This window comes from Hymenobacter roseosalivarius DSM 11622, assembly GCF_900176135.1.
Classification (GTDB): Bacteria; Bacteroidota; Bacteroidia; order Cytophagales; family Hymenobacteraceae; genus Hymenobacter; species Hymenobacter roseosalivarius.
The window spans coordinates 1-25973 of the sequence record NZ_FWWW01000070.1; the positions used below are offsets into that span (position 1 = coordinate 1).

Sequence of the window (25973 nt, forward strand, 5' to 3'; positions counted from 1 at the left end):
AACGTAACGTAACGTAACGTAACGTACGTTACGTACGTACGTAGTACGACGTGTGTNCTTTTTTACTGCTAACTTATGTTACACCCCTACCTTCTCCTCACTGCCCAACTCGCTCAAGATCCGCTTGGCGGCCTGCACGCTTTTCACCTCCTCGATGCTGACGATGAGCTGCTCCTTGCGCTCCTTCATGGAGGCGGTGCTCGGGTGGGTTTGCACGTAGTTGAGGATGGTGCCGAAGGTGTCGCCCTGGAAGTAGGCCTCGTTGTCGGCGGCCGGGATGTAGCCTTTCAGCAGGTTCTTCTTCAGCGTCAGCTTCTCGAAGCCGACGTGGCAGGCTTGCCAGCGCAGGCGCACGATGTCGGCCAGCTGCTCCACCTCGGGCGGCAGCGGACCGAAGCGGTCCACGATGCCGGCCACGATTTTGCGCAGCTCCTCGGGGCCTTTCACCCTATCGAGCTTGGAGTACAGCTGCAAGCGCTCCGATACGCTGCTCACGTAGCTATCCGGAATCAGAATTTGCAGGTCCGTCTCGATGTTGCACTCCTTGGGGCCTTTGGTGCCGGCCGCTTCCTGGAGGCGGCCGGTGGTGTCGCCCAAAAACAGGTCGCGGAACTCGGTTTCCTTCAGCTCCGTCACCGCGTCGTCGAGAATCTGGTGGTAGGTTTCGAAGCCCAGATCATTGATAAAGCCGCTCTGTTCGCCCCCCAGCAGGTTGCCTGCCCCGCGAATATCGAGGTCGCGCATGGCCACGTTGAAGCCCGCGCCTAGGTCCGAGAACTCTTCCAGGGTGCTCAGGCGCTTGCGGGCGTCGGAGGGCAGCGTGGCCACCGGCGGGGTGAGCAGGTAGCAGAACGCCTTCTTGTTGGAGCGCCCCACGCGACCCCGCATCTGGTGCAGGTCGCTCAGGCCAAAGAGGTGGGCGCGGTTGATAATGATGGTGTTGGCATTGGGAATATCCAGGCCCGACTCGATCAGGTTGGTGCTCACCAGCACGTCGTATTCGCCGTCGATAAACTTCATCATGCGCTTCTCCAGCAAGTCGCCCTCCATCTGCCCGTGTATGTAGGTGATGCGGGCGTCGGGTACGAGGCGCAGCACCATGGCAGCCATTTCCTCAATGTCCTTCACGCGGTTGTGCACCAGGAAAATTTGCCCCCCACGCTTGATTTCGCGGGCCACCGCGTCGCGAATCAGCAGCTCATCGAATACGTGCAGCTCCGTTTGCACGGGCTGGCGGTTGGGCGGCGGCGTGGCAATCACGCTCAGGTCGCGGGCGCCCATAAGCGAGAAGTGCAGGGTGCGCGGAATGGGCGTCGCCGAGAGCGTGAGCGTATCCACGTTTATCTTCAGCTCCTTGAGCTTGTCCTTGGTCTTGACCCCAAACTTCTGCTCTTCGTCAATAATGAGCAAGCCTAAGTCCTTGAACTTGATGTCTTTATTGGTGAGCCGGTGGGTGCCGATGAGAATATCGGTTTTGCCGTCGGCCACGCGGCCTAGGGTTTCCTTTATCTGCTTGGTGCTCTTGAAGCGGTTCACGTACTCCACCGTCACGGGCAGGTTGGCGAGCCGCTCGCGGAAGGTTTTGTAGTGCTGCATAGCCAGAATGGTGGTGGGCACCAGAATGGCCGCCTGCTTACCGTCGGCCACAGCCTTGAAGGCGGCCCGGATGGCAATTTCAGTTTTGCCAAAGCCCACGTCGCCGCAGATGAGGCGGTCCATGGGGTGGGGCACTTCCATATCGCGCTTCACGTCCTCGGTGGCCTTGGCCTGGTCGGGCGTGTCTTCGTAGATAAAGCTCGATTCCAGCTCGGCCTGCATGAATGAGTCCTTGGCAAAGGCGTGGCCGGGGGCCGTTTTGCGCTTGGCGTACAGTCGAATCAGCTCGGCGGCAATGTCCTTTACCTTCTTCTTTACCGACTTCTTCTTGTTTTCCCACTCCGGCGAGCCCAGCTTGCTCATGGTGGGCGGCGTGCCCTCGGCCCCCGAGTACTTGGCAATCTTGTGCAGGGCGTGAATGCTGACGGTCAGCACGTCGTCGTCGCGGTACACCAGCCGAATGGCCTCCTGCAAGTGCCCGTTTATCTCCACCTGGGTAAGGCCCGCGAACCGCGCGATGCCGTAGTCCTGGTGGGTCACGTAGTCGCCGGGCGAAAGGGTGCGCAGCTCCTTGAGGGTAAGGGCCTTTTTCTTGGAAAACTTGCGCGCTTCCTGGGCCCGATAAAACCGCTCAAACAGCTGGTGGTCGGTGTACACGGTCAGGTTGAGCACTTCATCAATGAAGCCCTCGCGCAGGGCTAGCAGCATGTGCTGGAAGGTCACGTTATTATCCAGCTCGTCGAAAATGGTGCGCAGCCGGTCGGCCTGCCGCACCGAGTCGGCCGCGATGAGGCAGGTAAAGCCTTTTTGCTGATTCTCGCGCAGGTTTTTTACCAGGCGCTCAAAGTCTTTATTAAAGCTGGGCTGGGGCTTAGCGGCAAACTGAAAATCCTCCGCGTTCTTGAAGCTAAACCGCTTGCCGAACTCCACCACCGGGAAATTATCCAGTAGCTTCTTAAACGACTTGCCCGACTCAAACAAGCCCTCCGGCCGGCTCACAATCTGCACGCCGCCCGCCGATTGCAGCATCTCCTGAAACCCCTGGTCAGCCTTCTCAAACGACTCCCCCACAATGTCGATGGTCTGGCGCACGTCCTTTATCCACAGCGCCGTGTTGCGCGGCATAAAGTCCAGAAAAGCCTCCCGGGTTTCCTGCAACAGCTTGGTTTGCACGTTCGGAATAATGCTCACCTGCGGCTTCTGCTCCACCGACAGCTGCGTCTCTGGGTTAAACGTCCGGATTGTCTCGACCTCATCCCCAAACAGCTCAATGCGGTACGGCAGCTCGTTGGCGTAGCTGAAAATATCCACGATACCACCGCGCACGGCAAACTGGCCGGCCTCGTACACAAAGTCCGTCCGCTCGAAGTCGTACTCCGCCAGCATCTCGCTGATAAAGTTGACGTCCAGCTTTTCGCCCACTTTCACCAAAAAGGTGTTGGCCACAAGGCTTTTGCGGTTGATTACTTTCTCAAACAGCGCCTCGGGGTAGGTCACGATCAGCTCGCCGCGCACTTCCGCTTTTGAAGCTTTCGTATTAGGGCCAACTGCGGCGCCACTGCGACTGCTGCTGAGGCGGTTGAGCACCTCCGCCCGCATCAGTACATTGGCGTTTTCCGTCTCGTCGAACTGGTAGGGCCGCTTGTATGAGCTGGGAAAGATGAGCGGATCGGCCTCGGGAAGCAGGTGCTGCAAGTCGGCCAGGAAGTAGCTGGCCTCATCTTTATCGTGCAGCACATACAGGTGGTGCTGCTCAGGATAAAGCGTGTGCGCAGCCGCGGCCAGCACAGCATCCTGGCTACCAACCAGCCCGCGCAGATGCAGGCGGGGCGGCCCGTCGGGGGCGGGCTCACCCGTAGCGCGTAGCGACCGGGCGGTGGCCGGATTCAGGCGGGCCGCCACGGTCATTACAGTGGGATCGAGGCGGTATAGCTGGAGGAAGTCGGTGACTTTCAAAAGGTAGAGAAGGCTAGGAGGGAGGCAAAGGTAGAAGCCCGACCGGATGGTTCTCCGGTCGGGCTACTGCGCGTTAGGCAATACCATAGGTAGGGGCCGAAAGTTTCCGGCGTGGTTAAGTATGGCTATTGGGGGGCAAATAAGGCTACTTTTTGAAAGACACAACTTAAAAAAGCCCCCCAGCCCAAAGCTGCCGTCCGCGCCGGTATCTTCGTCGTCTCGTTCCTGCTATAATTCTTACAAGTGCGCGGTTCATCTCACCTGGCCATCGGCCTGATTACGGGCGTGGCCATTGCTGGCCTGGTGCCCGGTATCCCCTTTTCGCCCGCCGGTATTGCCTTGGCTGGCTTCTCCTCCCTGGCCCCCGACCTCGACCACCCTGATAGCCGCCTGAGCAAGCGCCTTGGCTTTTCCCAGAACTACGTGCGCTGGGCTTTTGCTGCCGCTGGCGCCGGCCTGGCTGCCTACACTCACTTCCTGCTGCCCATCGGCCCCGACCGGCGCATGGGTTTCACGGCCGCGCTGGCGTTCGGCTTGCTGGGCCTGGCTATGCAAGGCGGCTCCGTGCGGAAGCTGGCGCTCCTGTTCACGGGTGTGCTCACCGTGCTGGCCGGATTGTACTTTGAGTTTCTGTGGTTGAGCTTGCTGGGAATCTTCGTAGCCGTGGCGCCCTTCACTACCCACCGTTCCTGGACGCACACTATTTGGGCCACCGTGCTCTGGACTTATATTGGCTATCTGGCTAATAAGTCGCTGGGCTGGCATGGTGTGGCCCATTTTGCCGGGGCCGGCTACCTCTCGCACCTGCTGGCCGATTCGCTTACCAAGCAGGGCGTGCGCTGGTTCCTGCCCTTCTCCGAAACGAGTTTGAAGCTGCCGCTTATCTCCACTGGCTCGGCCACCGGCAATGTGCTGGAAGTCGCTATTTGCGCTGGCTACGGCTTGCTCGTGTTGGGGTTAGTGATTGGTCGTTTGCAGTTTTAACTCACAGGACTTGCGCAGGTGAAACAAGAAAACTGCAAGCCAAACGGTTACCGAAGCCATCAGGGCGGCTAAAGAAATCCGAAAAGCCCCCCGGTGGCAGGCAATGTGGAGTCGCCCAAGCACCCGCGTAATTATTTGAATAAAGTATAAAGTCTTGGCTGATTAAAGCACTACTCTCCTTATATATTGCCTAGTTTAGTACTACGTATAGGCCGCAATCAGCTATATGCTATGACTACGTATATACCGCATGTACTTAAAAAAGATAGTTGGACAAAAAGATGCAACAGCATAAGTTTGTATTCTTAAAATGATGCAGTTAGTTTCGCCAATCGAAAGTTGTTAAGGAGCAAATTTCCTGGTATAAATTACGTAGTATTAAATATATTTTTTTAATATTACGTTTATATTAAATCAGTTAGTTATACTGCAATTCCGGCAGTGCTTACCGGCTTTCTACAGTTAGTTTCGTTACCCCACTCTTTTTCGAGTTGTTTCACTGGCGTCGCCCCCGTAGTAATTCGTGGCGATTGGCTCACCCAACATCGTGGTACTCAAGTGTTGCTTTAACTATTCTAGGTAGTGCAAGCAGCGTGCTTTGTATCTTTGGCTGGGCCAATTTTCTACTTTTGATTACCCTGCCGAACTTATTTACCCGCTCCTATTTCACACCTCACTTGCGCACAAAAATTTATTTAGTATGAACCAGATGAATAGCCCTCTGATTCGGATAGGCGTCTTCTACGACGGCAATTATTTCCTGAAAATCAGCGATTATTACTACTTCCAGCATGAGCGTAAGGCTCGTATCAGCCTGGAGGGCCTGCACGAGTATATCCGCCACCAAGTAGCCGAAGAAGAAGACGTAGACGTGCGCCTAAGCCAGGTGACCGACTCGCACTTTTTCCGCGGTCGCCTAAGTGCTACGGAAGCCCGCGATAAAGACCGCTTGTTCCACGATCGGCTGCTCGACGATATTCTGATGCACCTGGGCGTAACTACGCACTACATGCCGCTGAAAACCCGCGACGGCCGTTTGCAGGAAAAAGGCATTGACGTGTGGTTGGCCCTGGAAGCCTTGGAACTGGCTTTGCACAAAAGCTTCGACGTGCTGGTGCTCATCGCCGGCGACAGCGACTACGCGCCGCTGGTCAAGAAACTCAATACCATCGGCACCCGCGTGATGCTGCTGAACTGGGACTTCAAGTACGTGGACTTCAAAGGCGAGAACCGCGTAACGCGCGCTTCCCAGCAACTTTTGGAGCACGCGACGTACCCAATTGCCATGCACGACGTGATTGACGCCGGCCTCGCCAGCAACGACGAGCTGATCGACAGCCTGTTCGTGACCCAGCCCGAGCCTGCTCCTTTTCCAACCGTTAAGTCTGCTCGCCCAACCGGCCCCACGGCCGCTGGCCCGGTTGGCACGGTAGGCATGAGTACCATCAAGAACCTGAAAAACGGGTTTGGCTTCGTCGTAATGCCCCCCAACAACCTCTTCTTCAGCTACGCGGATATGTCGGAAGGCGACTTCAACGACCTGCACGAAGGTGACTGGGTGGAGTTCACCGTAGGCCGTAACCACCGCGACGAAGACTGCGCCCGCAACGTACGCAAAGTGCAGCCCCCGCAGGAAGGCGACGAGTACGACGACGAGACAGAGACCGAAGAGCACGAGTCGGCCAACACCTCGGAGCACTTGTAATCTACATTATTCCGCTCTGATCTCTCCCCTGCGGTTCGGCGACCATTCACTTTCGGCCCTCAGGCTCTTGTTGAGAGAGCTTGAGGGCCGAATTTATTTAATCGAAAAGCCCCCTATATAGCTATAGGGGGCTTTTCTGTTTGTAAAGTTTGAAACCCTAGAGCTACTATTGCCTCTTTAACCCATTGCCAGGCGGAGCGGAGCATCGCGCGCGCTGATGTTTGATTGGTAATCAGACGACCTTATACGAGATGCTTCACTGCGTTCTGCATGACGAACGGGGTAGTGAATCATGAGCGTTTGAACAGTTGGCGCGGTCACCTGACTACACCTCCTTCGGAAACAGCAGCTCATGAAAGTCGCGCTTATCGGCGGGATAGCGGTTGAAGGTGCCAAGGCCGCGGGCCACTACTATTTCGCGGGTGGCGCAATAGATATCGGCGCTGGCTACAATGAGGGTTTTGCCGGAGTGCTCTACGTGGCCGCGGGCCAGCAAATGGTCATGCAAACGAACGGGCAGCAGGTAGTTTATCTTGAACTCGACCGTCGAGACTAGCTCGCTGGCCGTGAAAGCCAGGCTGAGCGCGGCGGCGCCTAGGGCGGCGTCCATGAGGCCGGCTAGCACGCCGCCGTGGCAGGTGCCGGGTGAGGACAGATGATCTTTGCGTACCTTCATAGTGTAAACCACTTCACCGGGCTTCGTCATGCTCAGCTCCATGCCATTCATGCGGCCGTAGTTGTTGATTTGTTTGTAGAGCGCTAGTAGCGTGGCAACGTTCGGAGTAGGTTCCATAGTAGCTGAAAAGATACGGCTCCTTCTTAAAAAGCCCCCAAGAACACCTGCTGCTCACTAACGATTTCCGCAAGCGCGAGAGTGTAGTAAAGAGGTGTCTTGTATAGAAGAGAAGGCCTAGCTGGCAAGCAACTTGCGCATCAGGAAATGCGGAATTACACCAAACAGCGTATGTGAAGGCGCCACGACTGTATAGCCCAGCTTTCGGTAAAACGCCACCGCCGATTCGCGGGCGTGGAGAATGCACTCCGTAAAACCCTGCGCGGCGGCAGTTTCCTCCAGATACGTCATGAGCTGTAGCCCAACGCCGCGGCCGTGCCAGTCGGGGTGCACGGCCACGGCGCGCACCTGTACCTGGTTCTTCTCAGACGGGTGCAGACGAGCCACCCCGATAACCATTCCATCGTCGGCTACGGCCATAATGTGGTGGGTAGCAGCAACCTCGTCGTCGTCGGCGCGCTCTGAGCCGGGCGGCTGCTGCCAGGGCTGGCGCAGCACCTGGTAGCGTAGGGCATAGTAAGCGGCAAAGTCGGCGGCGGTGCTGGGCTGGCGGATGATCATACGTGGTAGCGAGTCTGAAGAGCGCGTAGGGAAGCTGTGATTGCATGCATTTGCCCCCCAGCCATCATTTGCAACGATTGGCATTTTGGGTAGCAGAGCGGCAAGCCAAGATAGTGGAAAGCAGCGCTTGGCTGGGGGTGAATTTGAGCGGCCGGCGTGTAGCACCACCGTGCGCGAACGTTGGCAAACGCCTACCTTTGGTGCCTGCGTCACCCGAACCGCCGCTCCGACGTACAGATTACTCCACTCCTCAAACCCTACCAATGCCCTCTTTCGATATTGTTAGCAAAGTAGACCCGCAGACGCTTGAAAATGCGATAAATACGGCTAAAAAAGAACTCCAGACCCGCTACGACCTGCGCGACACTAAGGGCGGCATCGAGCTGGACAAAAAGGCCAATACCATTGAGCTCAGCTCCGAAAACTCGATGCGCGTGAAGTCGCTGGAGGATATCCTGCTGACGCGCATCGTGAAGCAGGGTCTCAATGGTACTTGCCTCGACTTTTCGGAGGAGGAGCAGGCCTCCGGGGCCCTGGTCAAGAAAACGGTTAAAGTGCGGGTTGGTATTGATAAGGACACGAGCCGCAAAATCGGGAAGCTCATCAAAGACAGCAAGCTGAAAGTAGACGTGCAAACCCAGGATGAGCAGGTGCGCGTGGCCTCCAAAAAAATCGATGAGCTTCAGCAGGTAATGGCCCTGCTGCGCGGTGCCGACCTGGGCATTCCCCTGCAATTCGTGAATATGAAAAGCTAGAGGCCATTTGTAAAAATAGAGCAGATGCTGTTGATGCAGCTATCAGCGGCACTTGCTCAGCTTTTGTTCCTTTGCTTCCCTCCCGTTTGCCAAACCTGCGCTTGAATGTTCGATATTTCTGTTTTCTCCGATCCTAATACCTGGATCAGCCTGCTCACGCTGACCTTCATGGAGGTAGTGCTAGGAATTGATAACATCATCTTTATCTCCATCATCGTCAACCGGTTGCCCCGCGATCAGCAGGGCCGCGGACGCACGATGGGACTGCTGCTGGCGCTGCTATTTCGCATCGGTCTGCTGCTGAGTATTTCCTGGATTGTTAGTCTGAAGGAGCCGCTGTTCGTCCTCAACCTGCCTTTCACGGAGCCGAACTTCGGCGTATCAGGCCGCGACCTGATTCTGTTTGCCGGGGGGCTTTTTCTGCTGGCCAAGAGTACTACCGAGATTCATACCAAGCTTCAGGGCGAGGAGGAAAGCAACGAAGCGAGCAATTACAGCAACTTTACGCGGGTGATTATCCAGATCATTCTTATCGACATCGTGTTCTCCTTCGACTCGATTCTGACGGCTGTAGGCCTCGTCGATAATGTGCTGGTCATGATTCTGGCGGTTATCATCGCCATGGGCATCATGCTGGTTTTCGCCAAGCTGATCGGCGACTTCGTGAACCAGAATCCGACGGTGAAAATGCTGGCCCTGTCCTTCCTGATTATGATCGGTGTGATGCTGGTGATGGAAGCCTTCCACCGCGAAATTCCAAAGGGCTACGTGTACTTCGCCATGTTCTTCTCTCTGGGCGTAGAGCTGCTGAATCTGCGCCTGCGCAAGAAAGTGCCGCCCGTGGAGCTACGCGATTCGCGCTTCGATTAGAGGAGAGGCCATACGGCCAGTAAGCAACAGGCCTGACTAGACAGTAACGCTGGGTAGTCAGGCCTGTTGCTTACTGTTTCTTGACATCAAGTGCGGAGCAAAAAGAAACTAGTAATAAGGGCAAATAGAAAAGCGGTAACGGCTGCATCAACGGCCCGCCGACGCACTGAACCGGGCCAAATACCAACTGCCGCGGCTACCCACATGATAAAGGGAAAACAAAGTATCGGCCCGTAGTTGTATAGAGTTTCTTCCCGGCTGTTGATGGTTTCCTGAACTGGTGCCGAGGCTGGCCGGTGCGTTAAGACCTGGCGAAAAATGGCAGTCCGCGTCAGTGTTAATACTTCTCCCTGTTTATAGGGTATCTGACCCCGAAATGAGGCCCGTGGCGTCTCGGTGAGGTAGTAGCTATCCAGCACTCCGCCCCGACGACTGTATGAAATATGGTATTTCTGGGATACTACTGGCTCCTGTAGAAGCGTAAGTACCCACTGAGAATCGAGAACCAAAAGTAGGCTGAACGCAACCAGGATGCGGCACACAACCCTGGCTGCTGGTGTATACCGGGCGTACTGCGCCGCATAGGGGTCCCTAGCCGGTCGGCGCGGAACTACGGGTGGTGGCCACGGCCCCCGATAGGCGGGATCGGGGTGCGGGAAAACAACGGGGCGCGGCACCAGCGGTGGGGGCGGATTGCGCAACGCCCATAGACGCGCATCATACGCCTTGCGCTTGTCGGGCAAACTCAGGACGTCGTAAGCACGATTTACGGTCAGATACCGCTCGTGTGCGGCTGGGTCTTGGGTGCGGTCGGGGTGGGTGAGAAGTACCAGCCGCCGATACGCCCGCCGGATATCGGCCGCCGACGCTTGCTCAGACACCTCCAACGCCTCATAATGGGTGGTCATTCCTCCACCGCGGTTCCTTCAGCAAGCAGCATAGCCAAGGCTGCCACGTGATCCTGCACCCGACGAATGGCCAGCTCCAGCAGGCGCCGGTTGAGTTCGGCACGGTTTGGTCGATAAAAAGCCAGCTCTTTTTGCGTAAACAAGCCCACCACCGTGCCCACCAGCAGGTAGCGCAGCTTCATATTGCGCGTGAGCAGCTCCGCCACCACCCGCTGCTGCTGCTCCACCGACGTGGTGAGAAACGGAATATGGTGCTCCTGAATAAAATCGGCGACCAGGAGCAGCAACAACTCATTTTGCAGCTTCAGCACGGGCCGCAACGTGCGGTGCAGAAAGTCGCCCACCGTGGGGCCGTCGGCGGTGGGGGGCAAAAAAGCCGTTTCCACCAAAGGGCGCGAGGTGAGAATAGCCGCGTCGCGGTCGTCAGGAGTAAAAGCGGCAGAAGTCTGACTCATAGTAAAAAAGCCCCCCGGTGGCGTAAATGAGAAAAGATGGGTGGTGAAAGCCGAAATAAGCAGTGAGATACACGCTCCAAACCTGAGCTATTTGGCCGGTATAACACGTTGCTGCCAGCGGTCGGCTTTTATTAGCTTAATTAATTCTGCCTCCAACGCCTTAAGCGCCGCCGGCGCGCCGTCATAATCCCGAATACGCTTGCTCCTGCCCGCTTTCCAGTAGGTAATGTATTTGGTAGGATAGTCGAGCTTGCTGGTCTCGTAGCTATCCTGGAAAGCGAAAAAATTGGCCGCGTCGAACTTAGCAACTAACTGCTTGCGCTCCGCTGCCGTCAGGCGCCCCACATAAGCTCCCTGCCGGGGGGCATTTTCGCCCCCTTTGTATTCTAGTCGCCCGTCGGAGTACACGGTAAGCTGATCAACGGGGCAGGGCCCCATGCAGGCGGTGCGCTCCAGCTGCATAAGTTTCTCGGTGGCGGCCTGCACCGGCCGGCAAGCCACCAGCCAACTCACGGCCAGCAGCAGTAGCAGGCCGAGCAGCCCCCGCGTACAAAATAGCTTTATCATAAAAAGAGCCCCAATTCGGTTTAAATGCCGATGCCAATAAGAGGAGAACAGTAAGAAGGGATATTTTTTCGGAAAAATGAGATTGATACTTTAAATTTAAGGATCTACAGCTTTATTGGCCGAATACGCCATCCTTCCATTTGTGAAAAAACTACTCTTCCTCTCTTTAGTAGCCTGCGGAATATTAGGCACCGCACGCGCCCAGCAGCTGGTGTCACAGGCGGAACTGGTGCTGGAGTCGCGGCCGGCGAAGCCCGTCATCTGCTACGCCCGGCCCGAGAATATGTACACCTACGTGGCGCCCCCGGCCCAGTTCCTGAACCGGACTGCCGGCCGGCCCACCGCCGACCGGGCCCGCATTGAGGTTAACTACATCGACTTCCCAGCCAATGCCCGCGCGGCCTTCCAAAAGGCGGTCGATATCTGGCAATCTCAGCTTTTTTCGCCGGTCGTCATTCGGGTGGAGGCCCGCTGGGAGCCACTGGCTGAAGGTGTGCTGGGTGCCGCCGGCACTACCCAGATATATCGGAACCTGCCCGGCGCGCCGAAGAGCAATATCTGGTATCCGGCAGCTTTGGCCGAGAAAATTGCCGGTCAGGACCTGAATGGTACGAACCCCGACATCAGCGCCGAATTCAATAGCGACATCAACTGGTATTTTGGTTTGGAGGGTATTCCGCCCACGGGTTCGTATGACTTGGTATCGGTGGTATTGCACGAACTGGGCCACGGCCTGGGCTTTATCGCGGCGGCCAGCTACACCGATCCGCCTCCCGCAACGGGTGCGGTAGCAAGCCTGAATAGCTCCGGCTTCCCCTGGGTTTTCTCCACGTACATTGAGAATGGTCCGGGCGTGCGGCTGGCCGGCAACCGCTTGTTTCCAAGTCCTTCCACGGCCCTCGCCGACCAGTTCACCAGCGATGATCTGTACTTTGGCAGCCCCTTGGTTAATGCGGTGACCAACAATCAGCGGGCCCGCCTGCATGCGCCTCCCAGGTTTAGTAGCGGCTCCAGTATTTCGCACTTAAATGAGGCTTCTTACCGTGCCGGCGACCCTAACTCCCTGATGACGCCCCGCATTGGTGCCGCCGAGGCCATTCAGAACCCCGGCCCGATTACGCTTAAGATGTTTGATGAAATGGGCTGGTTTAATACCGCCATTCGTCATAATCCTTCCCTGAGAGACACCGAAACCGCCCAGGACTTTGTGGTGCGGGCTAATGTGGTCAGCGACGGGACGATTGTGGCGGGCTCCGTGCGCCTGTTTTACCGCGTAGACAACGGCACCGATGCTCCGGGCGCTACCGACACTGTACTGCCGATGACGGCCGCCAGCGGCTCTACGCAGTACACGGCCACCATCCCCAATCCAGGTCTGGGGCGGCGGGTGAGCTATTATATCTCGGCTGCTGATGTCGAGACGGGCCGCACCTATACGGCTCCGGGAGTACTGTTGACCACGGATGCCACTACTGCGCAGCCGCGCTACCAGTTTTTCGTTGGCCCCGATGCAGTGCCGCCGGTGCTGGTGCATCAGCCGGCCGCCTTCATCTTTGCTGATCAACTGCCTTTGGTTATAACGGCCCAAGCCAGTGATAACATTGGCGTGGCCTCCGTGTCGGTGGAGTACAGCGTGAATAGCGTGGCCCGGCCCAGCTTCAACCTGACGCGTCAGGCGGATAACGTTACGTACAGGGGCTCCATTGCCAGCACGGCGGGAGCGCCTATCGGGGCGGGTGACATAATTGCCTACCGGCTGATAGCCCGCGATGCTTCTTCCAATGCTAACCAAACCGTGAGTCCCGCCAGTGGCACGTACCGGGTGCCGGTGGTTAGTATAAAAGCCCCCCAGGCTTCCTACGTGAATAATTTTAACGCGATAACGGCAGCTACGTCCCCCGATTTCGTGGGTAATGGGTTTTCCATCACTCAGCCAACAGGTTTTAATGATCTGGCCATCCACTCCGCGCATCCCTACCCGGATGCCAACAACACGCTGATTTATCAGCTGTTGACGCCAATTATCGTAGCAACTGATCCGACAAAATCGACGATTAACTTCGATGAGATTGTCCTCGTGGAGCCGGGCACGGATGGTGCTCCTTTTCCCAGCGCCGACTTCTTCGACTATGTAGTGGTGGAAGGCAGCAAGGATGAAGGGCGGACCTGGCAGCCAGTGGCCGATGGCTATGACTCGCGCGATAGAGAGGCCTGGCTGGCCGCGTACAACAGCGGCATCGACGCGGAGCAAAACTCTACGGCCGTAGGTTCGCCGGCGCTCTTCTTGCCCCGCGCCATGAACCTGCGTGATAATGGCTTCTTCCTCGCCGGCGATGTAGTGCGTCTGCGCTTCCGTCTTTTCGCCGATCCGGCGGCGCACGGCTGGGGCTGGGCCATCGACAACCTGCGGATTCAGGACAACACCGTAACCAGTTTGGCTTCTGAATTGAAAAAAACCGGCGGCCTGAACGTGTATCCTAACCCGAGCGAAGGCAAATTTACCGTGCAGGCCAGCTTTGCAAAGCCCACTACCGGCTTGCAGATCATCGTGCGCAATAACTTGGGACAGGTCGTACTGCGTCAGTCACTGGCTGGCGCTCAGCGAGAGCTAAAGCAGGCGCTTGACTTAAGTACGTTGTCCGCTGGCATGTACATGGTAAGTGTTGGCATCGAAGGCGACGCTGCCATGCGTAAGATTTTGATTACTAAGTAGTTTTTTAATTGATTCACGCCAAAAAGCGGCAGCCTCCGATGGGGGCTGCCGCTTTTTGGTAGGGGCGCGTCGCCCGCGCCCGTTGTTGTTTGGTTGAACGGCGTGCCGCAGAATAAACACTCAAACAACGCCGGGCGCCTGCAAGGTGCCCCTACCCAAAGCCCAGCTTCCGCATAAAATCCCAGAGCACCACGCCCGCCGCCACCGATACGTTCAGGGAGTGCTTGGTGCCGAACTGCGGAATCTCCACGGCTGCGTCGCAGAGGGCTAATACCTCATCTTCGACCCCGAATACCTCATTGCCCATTATCAGGGCGTAAGGCCGCGCCGGGTCGGGCTGAAAGGTGCTGAGCAACTGACTGTTGTCGGTCTGCTCCACGGCTACCACCACGTAGCCGCCGGCCTGCAGCCGGCGCACTACGTCGGTGGTCCGGGGGGCAAATTCCCAGGCTACCGACTCGGTGCTGCCCAAGGCCGTCTTCGTGATTTCGCGCTGGGGCGGGCGGCCGGTGATGCCGCAGAGCCAGATTTTCTCGACCGCGAAAGCGTCGGCGGTGCGGAAGGCGGCCCCCACGTTGTGCAGGCTGCGCACGTTGTCGAGCACGAGGGTGAGGGGGATTTTTTGCGTATTTTTGAAGTCTGCCACCGTCAGCCGGTTCAGCTCTTCCATCGAAAGTTTGCGCATGGCGCAAAGGTAGGGACGCGCCCGGCGCACGGGTTCAAAAGCACGAAAACAGTTGAAAACGAAAATTAAAAAAGGTCCTGGTCCGCGCTCGGAAGCCTACGCCGCCGTGGCCCCGACGCTGGAAACTACGCCGCTCATGCGGCAGTACTACCAACTCAAGCAGCAGTACCCCGGCGCGCTGCTCCTGTTCCGGGTGGGCGACTTCTACGAGACCTTCGGCGAAGATGCCGTGACTACGAGCCGCATCGTGGACATCGTGCTTACCAAGCGCGGAGCGGGTACTTCCTCTGAGGTGGCCCTGGCTGGCTTTCCCCACCACGCCCTCGACAACTACCTGCCCAAGCTGGTGCGCGCCGGGCAGCGCGTGGCCATCTGCGACCAACTCGAAGACCCCAAGCTGGCCAAGGGCCTGGTGAAGCGCGGCGTGACGGAGCTGGTGACGCCCGGTGTGTCGTTTCATGATAACGTGCTGGACCGCCGGTCCAATAACTACCTCTGCGCCGTGCATTTCGGCAAGCAGGAGGCTGGTATTTCCTTTCTCGATATCAGCACCGGCGAGTTTCTGGTGGCCCAGGGCGATGTGCCCTACCTGGGCAAGCTGCTCCAGAATTTCGGCCCCGCTGAAGTGTTGTTCTGCAAAAAAAGCCGCCAGGAGTTTGAGCACCATTTCGGCCCCGACTTCTGCCACTACGCCCTCGATGAGTGGGTGTTCGGCTTCGACTACGCCCACGATACGCTCACGCGTCACTTCAAAACCACCACGCTCAAAGGCTACGGCATCGATGGGCTGCGCGAGGGCATCACGGCGGCGGGCTGCATTCTGCACTACCTGGCCGAAACCAAGCACAATGACGTAGGCCACATCGCCGGCATCGGGCGGCTGGAGGAGGATAAATACGTGTGGCTGGACCGCTTTACCGTCCGCAACCTGGAGCTGGTGCAGCCCCAGCACCTGGGCGGCGTACCGCTCATCGACGTGCTGGACCAGACCGTAACGCCCATGGGGGCGCGCCTGCTACGCAAATGGGTAGTGCTGCCGCTCAAGGAAGCCGCCCAGATTCAGCGCCGCCTGGATACGGTGGAGGCCCTTTTGGCCGACAGCGAGCTGTTGGGCGAAATAACCCAGCATCTGCGGCAGATAAACGATTTGGAGCGGCTGATTTCCAAGGTGGCCGTGCGCCGCATCAATCCGCGCGAGCTGATTCAGCTGAGCCGGGCGCTGGAGGCCATCGGCCCGATCCGGGCGGTACTGGCAGCTTCGGGCATCCGGGCCTTACAGAAGCTGGCCGACCAGCTCAATGCCTGCGAGACCCTGTGCGCCGACATTACGACCAAAATCCGCCCCGACGCGCCCGTGCTTACCAACCAGGGTCACGTTCTGAACGATGGCGTGGATAAGGAGCTGGACGAGCTGCGGAGCATTGCGTTTTCGGGCAAGGACTACCTGCTGCAATTGCAGCAGCGCGAGCAGCAGAACACGGGCATTTCGTCCTTGAAAGTGGCGTATAATAAGGTGTTTGGCTACTACCTGGAAGTATCCAACGCCCACAAGAACAAAGTGCCGGCCGCCTGGATTCGCAAGCAAACCCTAGTGAATGCCGAGCGCTACATTACGGAGGAGCTGAAAACGTACGAGGAGAAAATCCTGCACGCTGAGGACCGTCTGTTCGTCATCGAGCAAAATATCTATAACGAGCTGGTACAAGCCGCCGCCGACTACGTGCCCCAGATTCAGCAGAATGCCCGCGCCATCGGGGTGCTCGATTGCCTGGCCTCGTTCGCGGCCACGGCCCGGCAGTATAACTACGTGAAGCCTACGGTGAACGACGGCAGCGTGCTCGATATTCGCCAGGGCCGCCACCCCGTGATTGAGCGCCAATTGCCCCCCGGCGAAGCCTATATTCCCAACGACATCTGCCTCGACCAAGACGACCAGCAAATCGTGGTGATTACGGGACCCAACATGGCCGGTAAGTCGGCCTTGCTGCGCCAGACGGCGCTTATCGTGCTGCTGGCTCAGATCGGCTCCTTCGTGCCGGCCGAGGCGGCGACTATCGGCGTGATTGACAAGATTTTTACCCGCGTAGGGGCCTCCGACAACCTGAGCAAGGGCGAAAGTACCTTTATGGTGGAGATGACCGAAACGGCCAGCATTCTGAACAACCTGTCGGACCGCAGCCTCGTGCTCATGGACGAAATCGGGCGCGGCACCAGCACCTACGACGGTATCAGCATTGCTTGGGCCATCGTGGAGCATTTGCACAACTCGCCCAAAGCGCGGGCTAAAACGCTGTTTGCCACCCACTACCACGAGCTGAACCAGCTGGCCGACGACTGCCCGCGCGTACGCAACTACAACGTGGCCGTGAAGGAGGCCGATGGCCGCATCCTGTTTATGCGCAAGCTGGTGGCCGGCGGTTCGGAGCACAGCTTCGGCATTCACGTCGCGCGCATGGCCGGAATGCCGACTTCGGTGGTGCTGCGGGCCAACGAAATCATGCACCACCTAGAGCAGGAGCGCGCCCACGCCGGCGACCCGGAGGCCGACGCGCCCACCGCATTCGACGAGCTGCTGGCTGGCCTCGAAAATGCCCCCCAGCCCGCCGAAACCGGCGGCAAGGTGCTGCAATTCAACGGCCAGGCACCCGAAAATGCTCCCCAGCGCGGGCCGAGGGCTCAGCCTGCCGCAGCCGTAGCCACCGCCCCGCGTCCGAGTTTGCAGCTCAGTATGTTTGAGCCCGCCGACCCAGCCCTGGAGCGCGTGCGGGAGCTGATTCAGCAGCTCGATGTGAATACCCTTACGCCCATCGAAGCCTTACTTAAACTTAATGAGCTGAAGCTGGCGCTGGGGGGCAAATGATTCTGCTGACCCCGAAGTCGCTTCATCCGAATCAGCAAAACCCAAGCAGTCAACACAAGCTGCGACTAAAAAAAAGTGCCTGATACTGAGGCCCAAGCACCTTTTTAGGGCAGCGATTCAAGAAAAATGTGGCTCTACCTCTTGACAAAAGCGAAATCCGTTGTACTTTTGTCGCACCATTCGCTGCTTCGGCGGCGTACCTCAAGCGAGAGTAGCTCAGTTGGTAGAGCGCGACCTTGCCAAGGTCGAGGTCGCGAGTTCGAACCTCGTCTCCCGCTCCAAACAAAAAAGACGCTTCCTAAATGGAGCGTCTTTTTTGTTTTTAGCCCGTTCGCTAAGCTTATCAGAAAAAAGGTAGACACATATTTTACTTGATAAGTAGTGTCTTCTATTCTCAACGAGAGTGCTATGTTTGTGCAAGCAGCTTTTGCATGAGAAGAAAAATATCGGACGAGGAGTTTCGCGAAGTAGTAGCCCAGAGCTTATCGATAGCACAGGTAATTGTGCGGTTAGGGCTGGTGCCGGCGGGGGGCAATTATAAGACGGTGCAAGCGCGCAGCAATAAATTGGCCCTTGATACGAGCCATTTTACTGGCAGAGGTTGGAATGTGGGAGATAGGTACCGTAGCTTCGGCAAGTCGTTTCAACTGACTGATATTCTGGTCAGAGACTCTGCTTACTCTTATACCCACGGCCTGCATAATCGGTTGATAGAGGAAGGCTATAAGGAGGAACGGTGTGAAGTTTGTGCCTTGAAAATGTGGCGTGGTATGCCTATTCCGTTGGAGCTGCATCACATTAATGGCGTAAATAATGATCATAGAATAGAAAATTTGCAGTTACTTTGCCCTAATTGCCACGCTCAGATAAGTAGCTATCGGGGCAAGAACCAGGCAAAAGCCGGAGTGGTGGAACTGGTAGACACGAGGGACTTAAAATCCCTTGCCGAATAGGCGTACGGGTTCGATTCCCGTCTCTGGTACTATAAAAGCCCTCCGCCAACTATGCGGGGGGCTTTTTACTTTATGTCAGATATTGGTGCGCTGAATTCGGCTTGACAGCGTACGTTACTTTATATGATAAATGTCGGGTGCCGTACTTGCACCTGGAGGCTGTTGCTATGCTTGTATGACCCCAGATTCAGTTGATTATCAAGCCTTGTTTGAGACGCTGCCAGGTAGCTATCTGGCTTGCGACCCCGATTTAGTTGTCGTAGCGGTTTCGGCGGGACTGGAGACAGCAGCTGGAAAAGCCAAGGCGCAACTGCTGGGCAAAGCAATGGCGGAGGTATTGCCTGAGGAGGGCCCGGCCCGGCAAAGTCTGTATGCGTCATTACGCTACGTGCTGGAGCATCATACTGCTTATGAGCATACATTGCTCACAAATCCCGTAGCGTTGCCAACCGCTAATACGTCGGCTGTGGCAGGCAATTGGCACACTCGGGCATGGCCGGTATTTGGCGCGGGGGACAAAATTCGCTACCTTCTGTATAGCGTAGAGGCCCTGCCCGCTAGTACTTCCGTAGCTACTAGACCGGAAGCCGCCGGCCCGGCCGGGCAATGGATTTCCAACGCAGACGGTGGGCAGGAGGATAACTCCGGGCATCAGCTCATGGCGTCTGACCGGCAGCTACGGCAAATCTTACGGCAGGTACCGGCTCAGATTGCGACTCTTTTGGGCCCTGATCATGTGTATGGCTTCATCAATGCGCAAGCCCAGCAATTGTTGGGCGAGACGGCAAAGGTTGGCCTGCCCGCTGCCGTAGCCCGCCCTTCGCTGGTTGCTACTGGCTACATCCGCCTAGTAGACCAGGTATATCAGACGGGAGTACCGTTTGAGCTGATCGAAATGCCGACCGAGCAGCCTGCTTCGGCAGGCAACTCTGCCGGTGAAACCCTGTATTTTGATGGCGTGCTGCAACCCCTGACGGATGAGCAGGGGCAAACGCAGGGAGTACTGGTATTTGGGGTGGACGTAACCGAGCGGGTCCGGGCCAAGCAGCGCGCGGCTGAGCTGATGGAGGAAGTACGCTTCCAGGACCAGCAGTTTCAGCAGGTAATGGAAGGCTTGCCTCAAATGGCGTGGGTAGCGCGGCCTGATGGGGGCGTAACCTATTATAACAAGCGCTGGTACGACTACACGGGGAGTAATTTTGAAGAAATGCAGGACTGGGGCTGGGAAGGTTTTCTCCACCCCGACGACCTGGCTACCACCGTGCAGCGCTGGCAAACGGCCTTAAGCCAGGGAACGGTGTTTGAAACCGAGCACCGCTGGCGCGATCAGCAAGGCGGCTACCGCTGGTTTCTGGCCCGTGGCGAAGCTGTTCGGGCGGCAAATGGTACCATATCGCGCTGGGTAGGTACCAATACCGACATTGATGAGCAGAAGCGCTTCCAGCAACAATTGGCGGCGAAAGATGAGCAGCTCCACCAGATACTGCTGCAAAGTCCGGCACTTATTGCTACGGCGGAGGGGCCGGAGCACCGCTTCGCTTTCACTAACCCCGGCTACGACCGACTGGTAGGGTACCGGGCGCGCCTGGGCCAGCCGGTAGTTGAGTGTATGCCTGAGCTGGTAGAACAAGGCTTTATTGACCTGCTCGACAATGTGTACCGCACGGGCGAAACCTTCGTCGGGCAGGAAATCCTGATTGAGCTGCTGGACCCGGCCAGCGGACAGCGGCAGCCAGTCTACCTCGACTTTACGTACCAGGCCCTGCGTGACGCTGGGGGGGAAATCCATGGCATCCTGGCCTTTGTGGTGGATGTAACTATGCAGGTACGCGCCCGCCAGCGGACGGAGGCGCTGATGCAGGAGGTGCAGGCAGGTTCCCGGCAGCTGGTGCAGCAGCGCGAAACGTTTTATCAGCTTTTTCAGCAGACCCCAGCCAGCATCGCCATTCTGCGCGGCCCCGAGCATCGCTTCGACTACTTTAATCCTCGGTATCAGGCGCTGTTTCCCGACCTGGAGCTGCTAGGGCGACCCATGGCCGAGGCGCTGCCCGAAACGGTAGAGCAGGGCTTCGTCGAATTGCTGGACCGGGTGTACCGCACGGGCGAAACCTTTTTTGGAGACGAACTGCCGTTTCAGGTGCAGAGTAGGGACGGAAGCAACCCGAAATACCTGTATTTCAACTTTACCTATCAGGTTTTCCAGGAGGATGGAGCCACGGTGGGCGTCGCTATCTTTGCCTACGACGTAACCGAGCAGGTAAAAGCGCGCCGGCAAACCCAGGTGCTGCAAGCCAAAATCAGTCGGCGCGACCGGGAGCTGCGAATGATGGCCGAGAGCCTGCCGCTCATCACCTTCGTGACCGAAACCGACGGGCGACTGAGCTATATAAGTCCGCAGTGGTATGCGTATTCAGGCAACAAGCTTACCCCAAATTTGTCGGCCTTTTGGGTTGATACCGTCCACCCCGATGATTTGGCGGCGTTACAAAACGAAGTAATAGCTGCCGCCAATGAGCTGCGGCCCTGGCGCCGCGAGTTTCGGGTGCTCCGTCACGATGGGCAGTACCGCTGGCATCTAGGCCAGGGCGTGCCCGATCTGGACTTGAGCACGGGCAGGCTCCGGCGCTGGTTTGGCTCGAACACCGACATTCACGAGCTACGCGAATTACAGGAACAGCTGGTGCTAAAAGACCAGCAGCTTCAGCAGATTCTCAGCCAGGTGCCGGCTTACATCGCTACCGTAACCGGCCCCGAGCACCGCTATACTTTCATTAACCCCGGCTATAATGCCCTCATGGGTGGACGCATACAGATTGGCAAGCGAGTGGCCGACCTGCTTCCGGAGATGGTAGAGCAGGGCTTCGTGGCGCTACTGGATGAGGTATACAATTCCAGAAAGCCTTACGTAAGCCGGGAAACTCCTGTGTATCTTCTCGATCCTGAAACAGGCGGCAGACGGGAGTACTATCTGGACTTTGTGTACCAGCCATTGCAGGATGAGCACGGGCAGACCCAGGGTATTCTTGGGTTCAGCATTGATGTGACGCAGCAGGTTCAGGCCCGCCAACAAACCGCGGCTCTACAGGCCGAGCTGCGGGGCCGCGACGAGCAGTTCCGGTTCTTGGCCGAGAGTATTCCCCAGATCATGTGGACCGCTGACGCCGACGGGCAAGTCGATTACTTTAATCAGCAATTATGGGATGCTACGGGCCGCCACCCAAGCGAAAGCCTGGGTACCGTGGCGTGGCTGCATATTATTCATCCCGATGACCAGCAGCGCACCCAGGCTGCTTGGGAAGAAGCGACCCGCACGGGGGGCAAATATGAGATAGAGTATCGATTTGTGTCGCGCTTGGGGGGCTACCGCTGGTTTTTGGGCCGAGCCGAGCCCCTGCGCGATGCCGCGGGTGAAGTAATAAAGTGGTTTGGCTCGTGCACCGATATTGATGACTTCAAGCAGGCGCAACAGCACCTGCAAACGCAGAATGCCCAGCTGATTCGCATCAATCAGGACCTGGACAACTTCGTGTATACCGCTTCGCACGACCTCCGACAGCCCATCTACAATATGGCGGGCATTTTTGAGGAGCTGACCCGCACCACGCATTTTCAGGACCCCGACACGGCCGAGCTCATCGCCATGTTTGAGGAAGCCTTGCAGCGCATCTATGGCACCATCCAGGACTTGGCCGACCTGGTGCAGGTACAGCGCCGCCACGAGCAGGTGCCCGCCGAGCCGGTCGATGTTAAGTTGCTCGCGCAGTCGGTTATTCGTAGCATGCAGGAGCAGGTGGAGGAGGCGGGGGGCAAATTTGAGCTGAATACCGACGCCGTGCCCACGCTCTTGTTTGTGCGTAGTAACCTACAAAGTGTGCTCTATAACCTGCTCAGCAATGCCCTGAAGTACGCCATGCCCGGCCGCCCGCCCTACATCCGGGTGCGCACCGATTTGGTCGACGGCGTGCCCGTACTCACGGTGGCCGATAACGGGTTGGGAATTGATATGGCCCGCCATGGCGCGGAGCTGTTTCAAATGTTCCGCCGCTTCCACGACCACGTAGCGGGCTCCGGCATGGGTTTGCACCTAGTCAATCGGATTATCCAGCAAGCCGGTGGCCGCCTAGAGGTAGAGAGCACAGTGGGAGAGGGTACTACCTTCCGGGTATATTTCAGCTCGCAGCATCAGGTGGGCGGTGCTGCCACCTAAGAAGGCTAGGTGAAAATAGAGTCATAAACAGACTACGGCCGCAAAACCGGAGTTGTACGACGCTTGCGGCCGCAAGCGTCGTATTCACTACTTTTAAGCCTTTCTTTCCTGCTCTCCCCTATGGCCGCCCCCGACCCCACCGCCTCCGCTGCCGATCAGCTCGCTTATTACCAGGATAAAATAAAGCAGGTATTTGCCGAAGTAGGCAAGGTGGTAGTGGGCCAGCAGTACATGGTCAATCGGCTGCTGATCGGGCTGTTCACTGGGGGCCATATTTTGCTGGAGGGAGTGCCGGGCCTGGCCAAGACGCTGACCATCAGCACACTTTCCAAAGTGTTGCACCTGCATTTTCAGCGCGTGCAGTTCACGCCCGACCTGCTGCCCTCCGACCTGGTAGGCACCATGATTTACAATCAGAATCAGTCGGAGTTTCAAGTCAAGAAGGGGCCGATTTTCGCCAACCTGGTGCTGGCCGACGAAGTAAACCGCTCGCCGGCCAAAGTGCAGAGCGCTCTGCTCGAAGCTATGCAGGAAAAGCAGGTGACTATCGGCGAAACCACTTACCCGCTCGATCTGCCTTTCCTGGTGCTGGCCACCCAAAACCCCGTGGAGCAGGAGGGTACCTATCCTTTGCCCGAGGCCCAGGTCGACCGCTTTATGATGAAAGTGTATGTCGATTACCTCAAGAAAGCCGACGAGCTGGAGGTAATGCGGCGCATGGCCAACCTGAGCTACGTGGGCGAAGTGAGCCCAGTGCTTACCAAGGAAGACGTGTTTGGCGTGCGCGGCCTGATCAATCAGGTTCAGATTTCGGAAACCCTGGAGAAGTACATTGTGGAGCTGGTATTTGCCACCCGCAAGCCTGCCGAGTACGATTTGGCCGAGTTTGCCCAGTACGTGCAGTTTGGCGTGAGCCCGCGGGCCAGCATCGCTTTGCACCGCGCGGCCAAAGCCGTCGCCTTCTTCGACAGCCGCGACTATGTATTGCCCGAAGACATCAAAGAAGTAGCCACCGACGTGCTCAACCACCGCATTCTGCTCAACTACGAAGCCGAAGCCGATGGCATCCGCACCCAGGATTTGATTGAGGCCATTCTGAAAAAAGTGCCGATCAGCTGAGCAGTGAGATTGTGATATGGTGAACTGATGAGTTTGATGTTCTTAAAACGCATACTGCGTTGATGATTCAGCCAGAACATCAAACTCACCATCTCACCACTCACAATTTCACCACTTAGTCCGTATGTCTCGCCTTACCAAAACCCTGCGGGCACTGAGTAGCCTCATGCGAAATCCGTGGTTGCTCAACCACGTACTGGCCGCCGATGAAGCGTCGTGGCAGCGCCGGGCCCTGGCCCACGCCGCCAACCGCCACGGCCTGACGGCGCACGGGTTGCCGACTGTTCCTCTCACGTTATTTTTGCCCTCCAGCGGTGATACCGTGCAGCCTTTCGCCTTTCGGGAGGGCGGCTCCCTGCCCACCGACCTGGCATTGCTGCGCGGTCTAGCCCGTTCTATGACGGCTTGTCGCTACTTCGAAATCGGGACGTGGCGGGGGGAAAGTGCTGCCAACGTGGCGCAAGTGGCCCACACGGTGCACACGCTCAACTTATCAGTGGCCGAAATGCTGGCTATGGGCCAGCCTGCGCGCTACACGGAGCTACACGGGTTTTTCTCAAAGGATTTTCCTAACGTGCGGCACCTCCACGGCAACTCAGCCACTTTTGACCTGGCCGGTTTGGGTCAGCCGTTTGATTTGATATTTATCGACGGCGACCATCACTACGAAGCAGTGCGCACCGACACGCGCCGCGTGTTTGAGCACTTGGTGCATCCCCGGACGGTAGTAGTATGGCACGACGCGGCCCGCCAGCCGGGGCAACCACGCTGGGAAGTGCTAGCCGGCCTTCTGGCTGGGTTGCCGTCGGGGGCCGGGGGGCAAATAGTACAAGTGTCGAATACGCTTTGCGCCATGTACGCGCCCACCGCGCTGCTTGCCTTTGCGCCCGATCCGCTGGCCGATCCAGTACCTGCCTTTTCGGTGCATATCCAGCCCAAGCAGTAGGCCGGTGATGAAAGCTCAATAGCAATTGCTACTCTTGTTGAATGAGCTGTTTAACAGCTGCTTCCACTTGCCTTGCTGGCTCCGCCTTGCTTTTCTGCCATCGGAGTAAAGCAACGAGGTAATATAGCTCTGCTTTTCCGGGCAATAATTCGCTTAGCTGAATGGAGTTGGCTCGCCGGAAGGCCCGGAGCAGATACGCTGCCGAAACCAAATAAGATAAGGCGGCGGCGGCGGCGGCCCCTTCAATTCCCCATGGAGGAATAAGCAGCCAGCACCCCGGAACCGTGACGCAAAGCCCGAAGATAGCCGCCGCCGTGTTGATCTGATAGCGCCCTAAGCCGGCAAAGTAGGAGTTGAGAATAATGCTGACCGCCATAGCTATTACTCCTGGAGCCAGCAGTAGAATAACGGGCCGTGCTTCCCCAAAATCGGTTCCAAACACGCCAGCCAGCGTGCTGGCTGGCACCAGGCACAGGCCCAGCACAATGACTGTCGTGCTCAGCAGCGTGAGCCGAATGCCGCGCAGGGTAGGAGCCAGCTGGGAGCGTTTATCAGCAGCATAAATCAGGTCGACGTACTGGCTTTGCGAGGCGCTGCGCGAAATCACCCACACGGCTTCCGTCAGCGCTACGCCCACCGACAGCACGCCCACGGCATGAGCATCAGCATAATAGGCTACGAAGTAATAGCTGAGGCGAAAGTTGACGAACGATAAGATATTGGATAAGTGCGCGGCGCGGCTATGTCGCGCCAGCTCGCGGGCCGAAGCTCGCAGCCGGTGGCTCAGCTGCCAGCGGTCGGGCAGGCGGTAGAGCAGGCCCAGGCTCAGCAGAAATGGGATGCCCTGAGCCAGGTAAGCGGCGTAGTAATAGACCTCGACTTCGTGCCAATGCCCCAGCGTAAACGCCAGCAGGAGCAGGCCGCCTTGCAAGCCGGTAGCAAGTAGCAGCAGAGAGTTGTATGTTCTTTCCTGCCGCCTCCCCAGCAGCAGCCCGGCATTTATCAGAAAGAAAGCCTGGAGCAGACATACGCCTAACAAGTGCCCCACGTAGCTGAAAGACACCGCCCGCCACACCCAAATCCCTGCCGCGCCCACCGTGCATACCATTGTGGCCCACATGTAAGCCGGTATCAGCAGGTTCCACACGTTGCGGCGCGGCGCCAGGTACATGAGCGAGACGCCCCCCACTAGCCCGACAAACAGCAACAGCAGCGCACAGTCGGTGACGAAGAGGCTGACCGCGCCCCGGCCAGCTGCGCCCAGGTAGCGGGCCGTGAGCCACACAATCCCGAAGCTGCCCCCGGCTGTGGCCAACCGAGTGACCATATTTTGGAAAACC

Annotated in this window: 17 protein-coding genes, 2 tRNA genes and 1 pseudogene; 12 read left to right on the plus strand and 8 right to left on the minus strand. The window is 57.6% G+C overall.

Annotated elements, in window-relative coordinates; all coding sequences use genetic code 11:
* Nucleotides 1-78: 78 nt before the first annotated feature.
* On the minus strand, nt 79-3552 hold the full coding sequence (gene mfd / locus B9A24_RS10890) for a transcription-repair coupling factor (protein ID WP_084445580.1): 3474 nt from the start codon (nt 3550-3552) through the stop codon (nt 79-81).
* Between the two features lie 243 nt (nt 3553-3795).
* Here mfd and B9A24_RS10895 point away from each other — a divergent pair, with 243 nt between their 5' ends.
* Together B9A24_RS10895 and B9A24_RS10900 are read left to right on the plus strand one after the other, a co-directional pair.
* Complete coding sequence (locus B9A24_RS10895) at nt 3796-4536, plus strand: metal-dependent hydrolase (RefSeq protein WP_084445582.1); 741 nt, start codon at nt 3796-3798, stop codon at nt 4534-4536.
* Between the two features lie 709 nt (nt 4537-5245).
* Entirely contained in the window at nt 5246-6241 is a 996-nt protein-coding gene (locus tag B9A24_RS10900; RefSeq protein WP_317044237.1) for an NYN domain-containing protein, read from the plus strand.
* Between the two features lie 325 nt (nt 6242-6566).
* On the opposite strand, the gene B9A24_RS10905 is transcribed toward B9A24_RS10900, so the two are convergent.
* Complete coding sequence (locus tag B9A24_RS10905; RefSeq protein WP_084445584.1) at nt 6567-7034, minus strand: PaaI family thioesterase; 468 nt, start codon at nt 7032-7034, stop codon at nt 6567-6569.
* A gap of 117 nt (nt 7035-7151) precedes the next feature.
* Entirely contained in the window at nt 7152-7595 is a 444-nt protein-coding gene (locus B9A24_RS10910) for a GNAT family N-acetyltransferase (protein ID WP_159452028.1), read from the minus strand.
* Nucleotides 7596-7858: 263 nt separating this feature from the next.
* On the opposite strand from B9A24_RS10910, the gene B9A24_RS10915 reads away from it, so the two are divergent.
* Nucleotides 7859-8350 (plus strand): YajQ family cyclic di-GMP-binding protein, encoded by a 492-nt coding sequence (locus B9A24_RS10915; RefSeq protein ID WP_084445588.1) that lies wholly within the window; start codon nt 7859-7861, stop codon nt 8348-8350.
* A 105-nt stretch (nt 8351-8455) separates the two neighbouring features.
* Nucleotides 8456-9220 (plus strand): TerC family protein, encoded by a 765-nt coding sequence (locus B9A24_RS10920; RefSeq protein WP_084445590.1) that lies wholly within the window; start codon nt 8456-8458, stop codon nt 9218-9220.
* An 86-nt stretch (nt 9221-9306) separates the two neighbouring features.
* On the opposite strand, the gene B9A24_RS10925 is transcribed toward B9A24_RS10920, so the two are convergent.
* The 3 genes from B9A24_RS10925 to B9A24_RS10935 form a co-directional block, all read right to left on the minus strand.
* Nucleotides 9307-10128, minus strand: coding sequence for a J domain-containing protein (locus tag B9A24_RS10925; RefSeq protein ID WP_084445592.1), 822 nt, complete (start codon nt 10126-10128; stop codon nt 9307-9309).
* Entirely contained in the window at nt 10125-10583 is a 459-nt protein-coding gene (locus B9A24_RS10930; protein WP_084445594.1) for a hypothetical protein, read from the minus strand. Before B9A24_RS10930 ends, B9A24_RS10925 begins: the two co-directional genes overlap by 4 nt.
* 87 nt (nt 10584-10670) lie before the next feature.
* Nucleotides 10671-11150: a DUF6438 domain-containing protein gene (locus B9A24_RS10935; RefSeq protein WP_084445596.1), complete on the minus strand. Its 480-nt coding sequence runs from the start codon at nt 11148-11150 to the stop codon at nt 10671-10673.
* A 142-nt stretch (nt 11151-11292) separates the two neighbouring features.
* On the opposite strand from B9A24_RS10935, the gene B9A24_RS10940 reads away from it, so the two are divergent.
* Complete coding sequence (locus B9A24_RS10940; RefSeq protein ID WP_143434903.1) at nt 11293-13863, plus strand: T9SS type A sorting domain-containing protein; 2571 nt, start codon at nt 11293-11295, stop codon at nt 13861-13863.
* Nucleotides 13864-14014: 151 nt separating this feature from the next.
* Here B9A24_RS10940 and B9A24_RS10945 read toward each other — a convergent pair whose 3' ends face one another.
* Complete coding sequence (locus tag B9A24_RS10945; RefSeq protein ID WP_084445599.1) at nt 14015-14548, minus strand: RNA methyltransferase; 534 nt, start codon at nt 14546-14548, stop codon at nt 14015-14017.
* Nucleotides 14549-14684: 136 nt separating this feature from the next.
* Between B9A24_RS10945 and mutS the strand changes: the two genes are divergently transcribed.
* The 7 genes and pseudogenes from mutS to B9A24_RS10980 all read left to right on the plus strand — a co-directional run bounded on the left by mutS (nt 14685) and on the right by B9A24_RS10980 (nt 24633).
* The gene (mutS, locus tag B9A24_RS10950; protein ID WP_084445907.1) at nt 14685-17408 is read left to right on the plus strand and encodes a DNA mismatch repair protein MutS; all 2724 of its coding nucleotides are present in this window, start codon (nt 14685-14687) and stop codon (nt 17406-17408) included.
* Nucleotides 17409-17613: 205 nt separating this feature from the next.
* A tRNA-Gly gene (locus tag B9A24_RS10955) sits at nt 17614-17689 on the plus strand.
* 150 nt (nt 17690-17839) lie between these two features.
* Nucleotides 17840-18265 (plus strand): annotated as a pseudogene (locus B9A24_RS23230) (HNH endonuclease signature motif containing protein); the annotation flags it as partial.
* Between the two features lie 42 nt (nt 18266-18307).
* Nucleotides 18308-18390 (plus strand) — tRNA-Leu (locus B9A24_RS10965).
* A 146-nt stretch (nt 18391-18536) separates the two neighbouring features.
* On the plus strand, nt 18537-22568 hold the full coding sequence (locus B9A24_RS10970) for a PAS domain-containing protein (protein ID WP_159452029.1): 4032 nt from the start codon (nt 18537-18539) through the stop codon (nt 22566-22568).
* Between the two features lie 120 nt (nt 22569-22688).
* Complete coding sequence (locus tag B9A24_RS10975) at nt 22689-23687, plus strand: AAA family ATPase (protein ID WP_084445607.1); 999 nt, start codon at nt 22689-22691, stop codon at nt 23685-23687.
* Between the two features lie 124 nt (nt 23688-23811).
* Nucleotides 23812-24633: a class I SAM-dependent methyltransferase gene (locus B9A24_RS10980; RefSeq protein ID WP_084445610.1), complete on the plus strand. Its 822-nt coding sequence runs from the start codon at nt 23812-23814 to the stop codon at nt 24631-24633.
* Nucleotides 24634-24661: 28 nt separating this feature from the next.
* Here B9A24_RS10980 and B9A24_RS10985 read toward each other — a convergent pair whose 3' ends face one another.
* Complete coding sequence (locus B9A24_RS10985) at nt 24662-25960, minus strand: polysaccharide biosynthesis protein (RefSeq protein WP_159452030.1); 1299 nt, start codon at nt 25958-25960, stop codon at nt 24662-24664.
* Between the last annotated feature and the right edge of the window lie 13 nt (nt 25961-25973).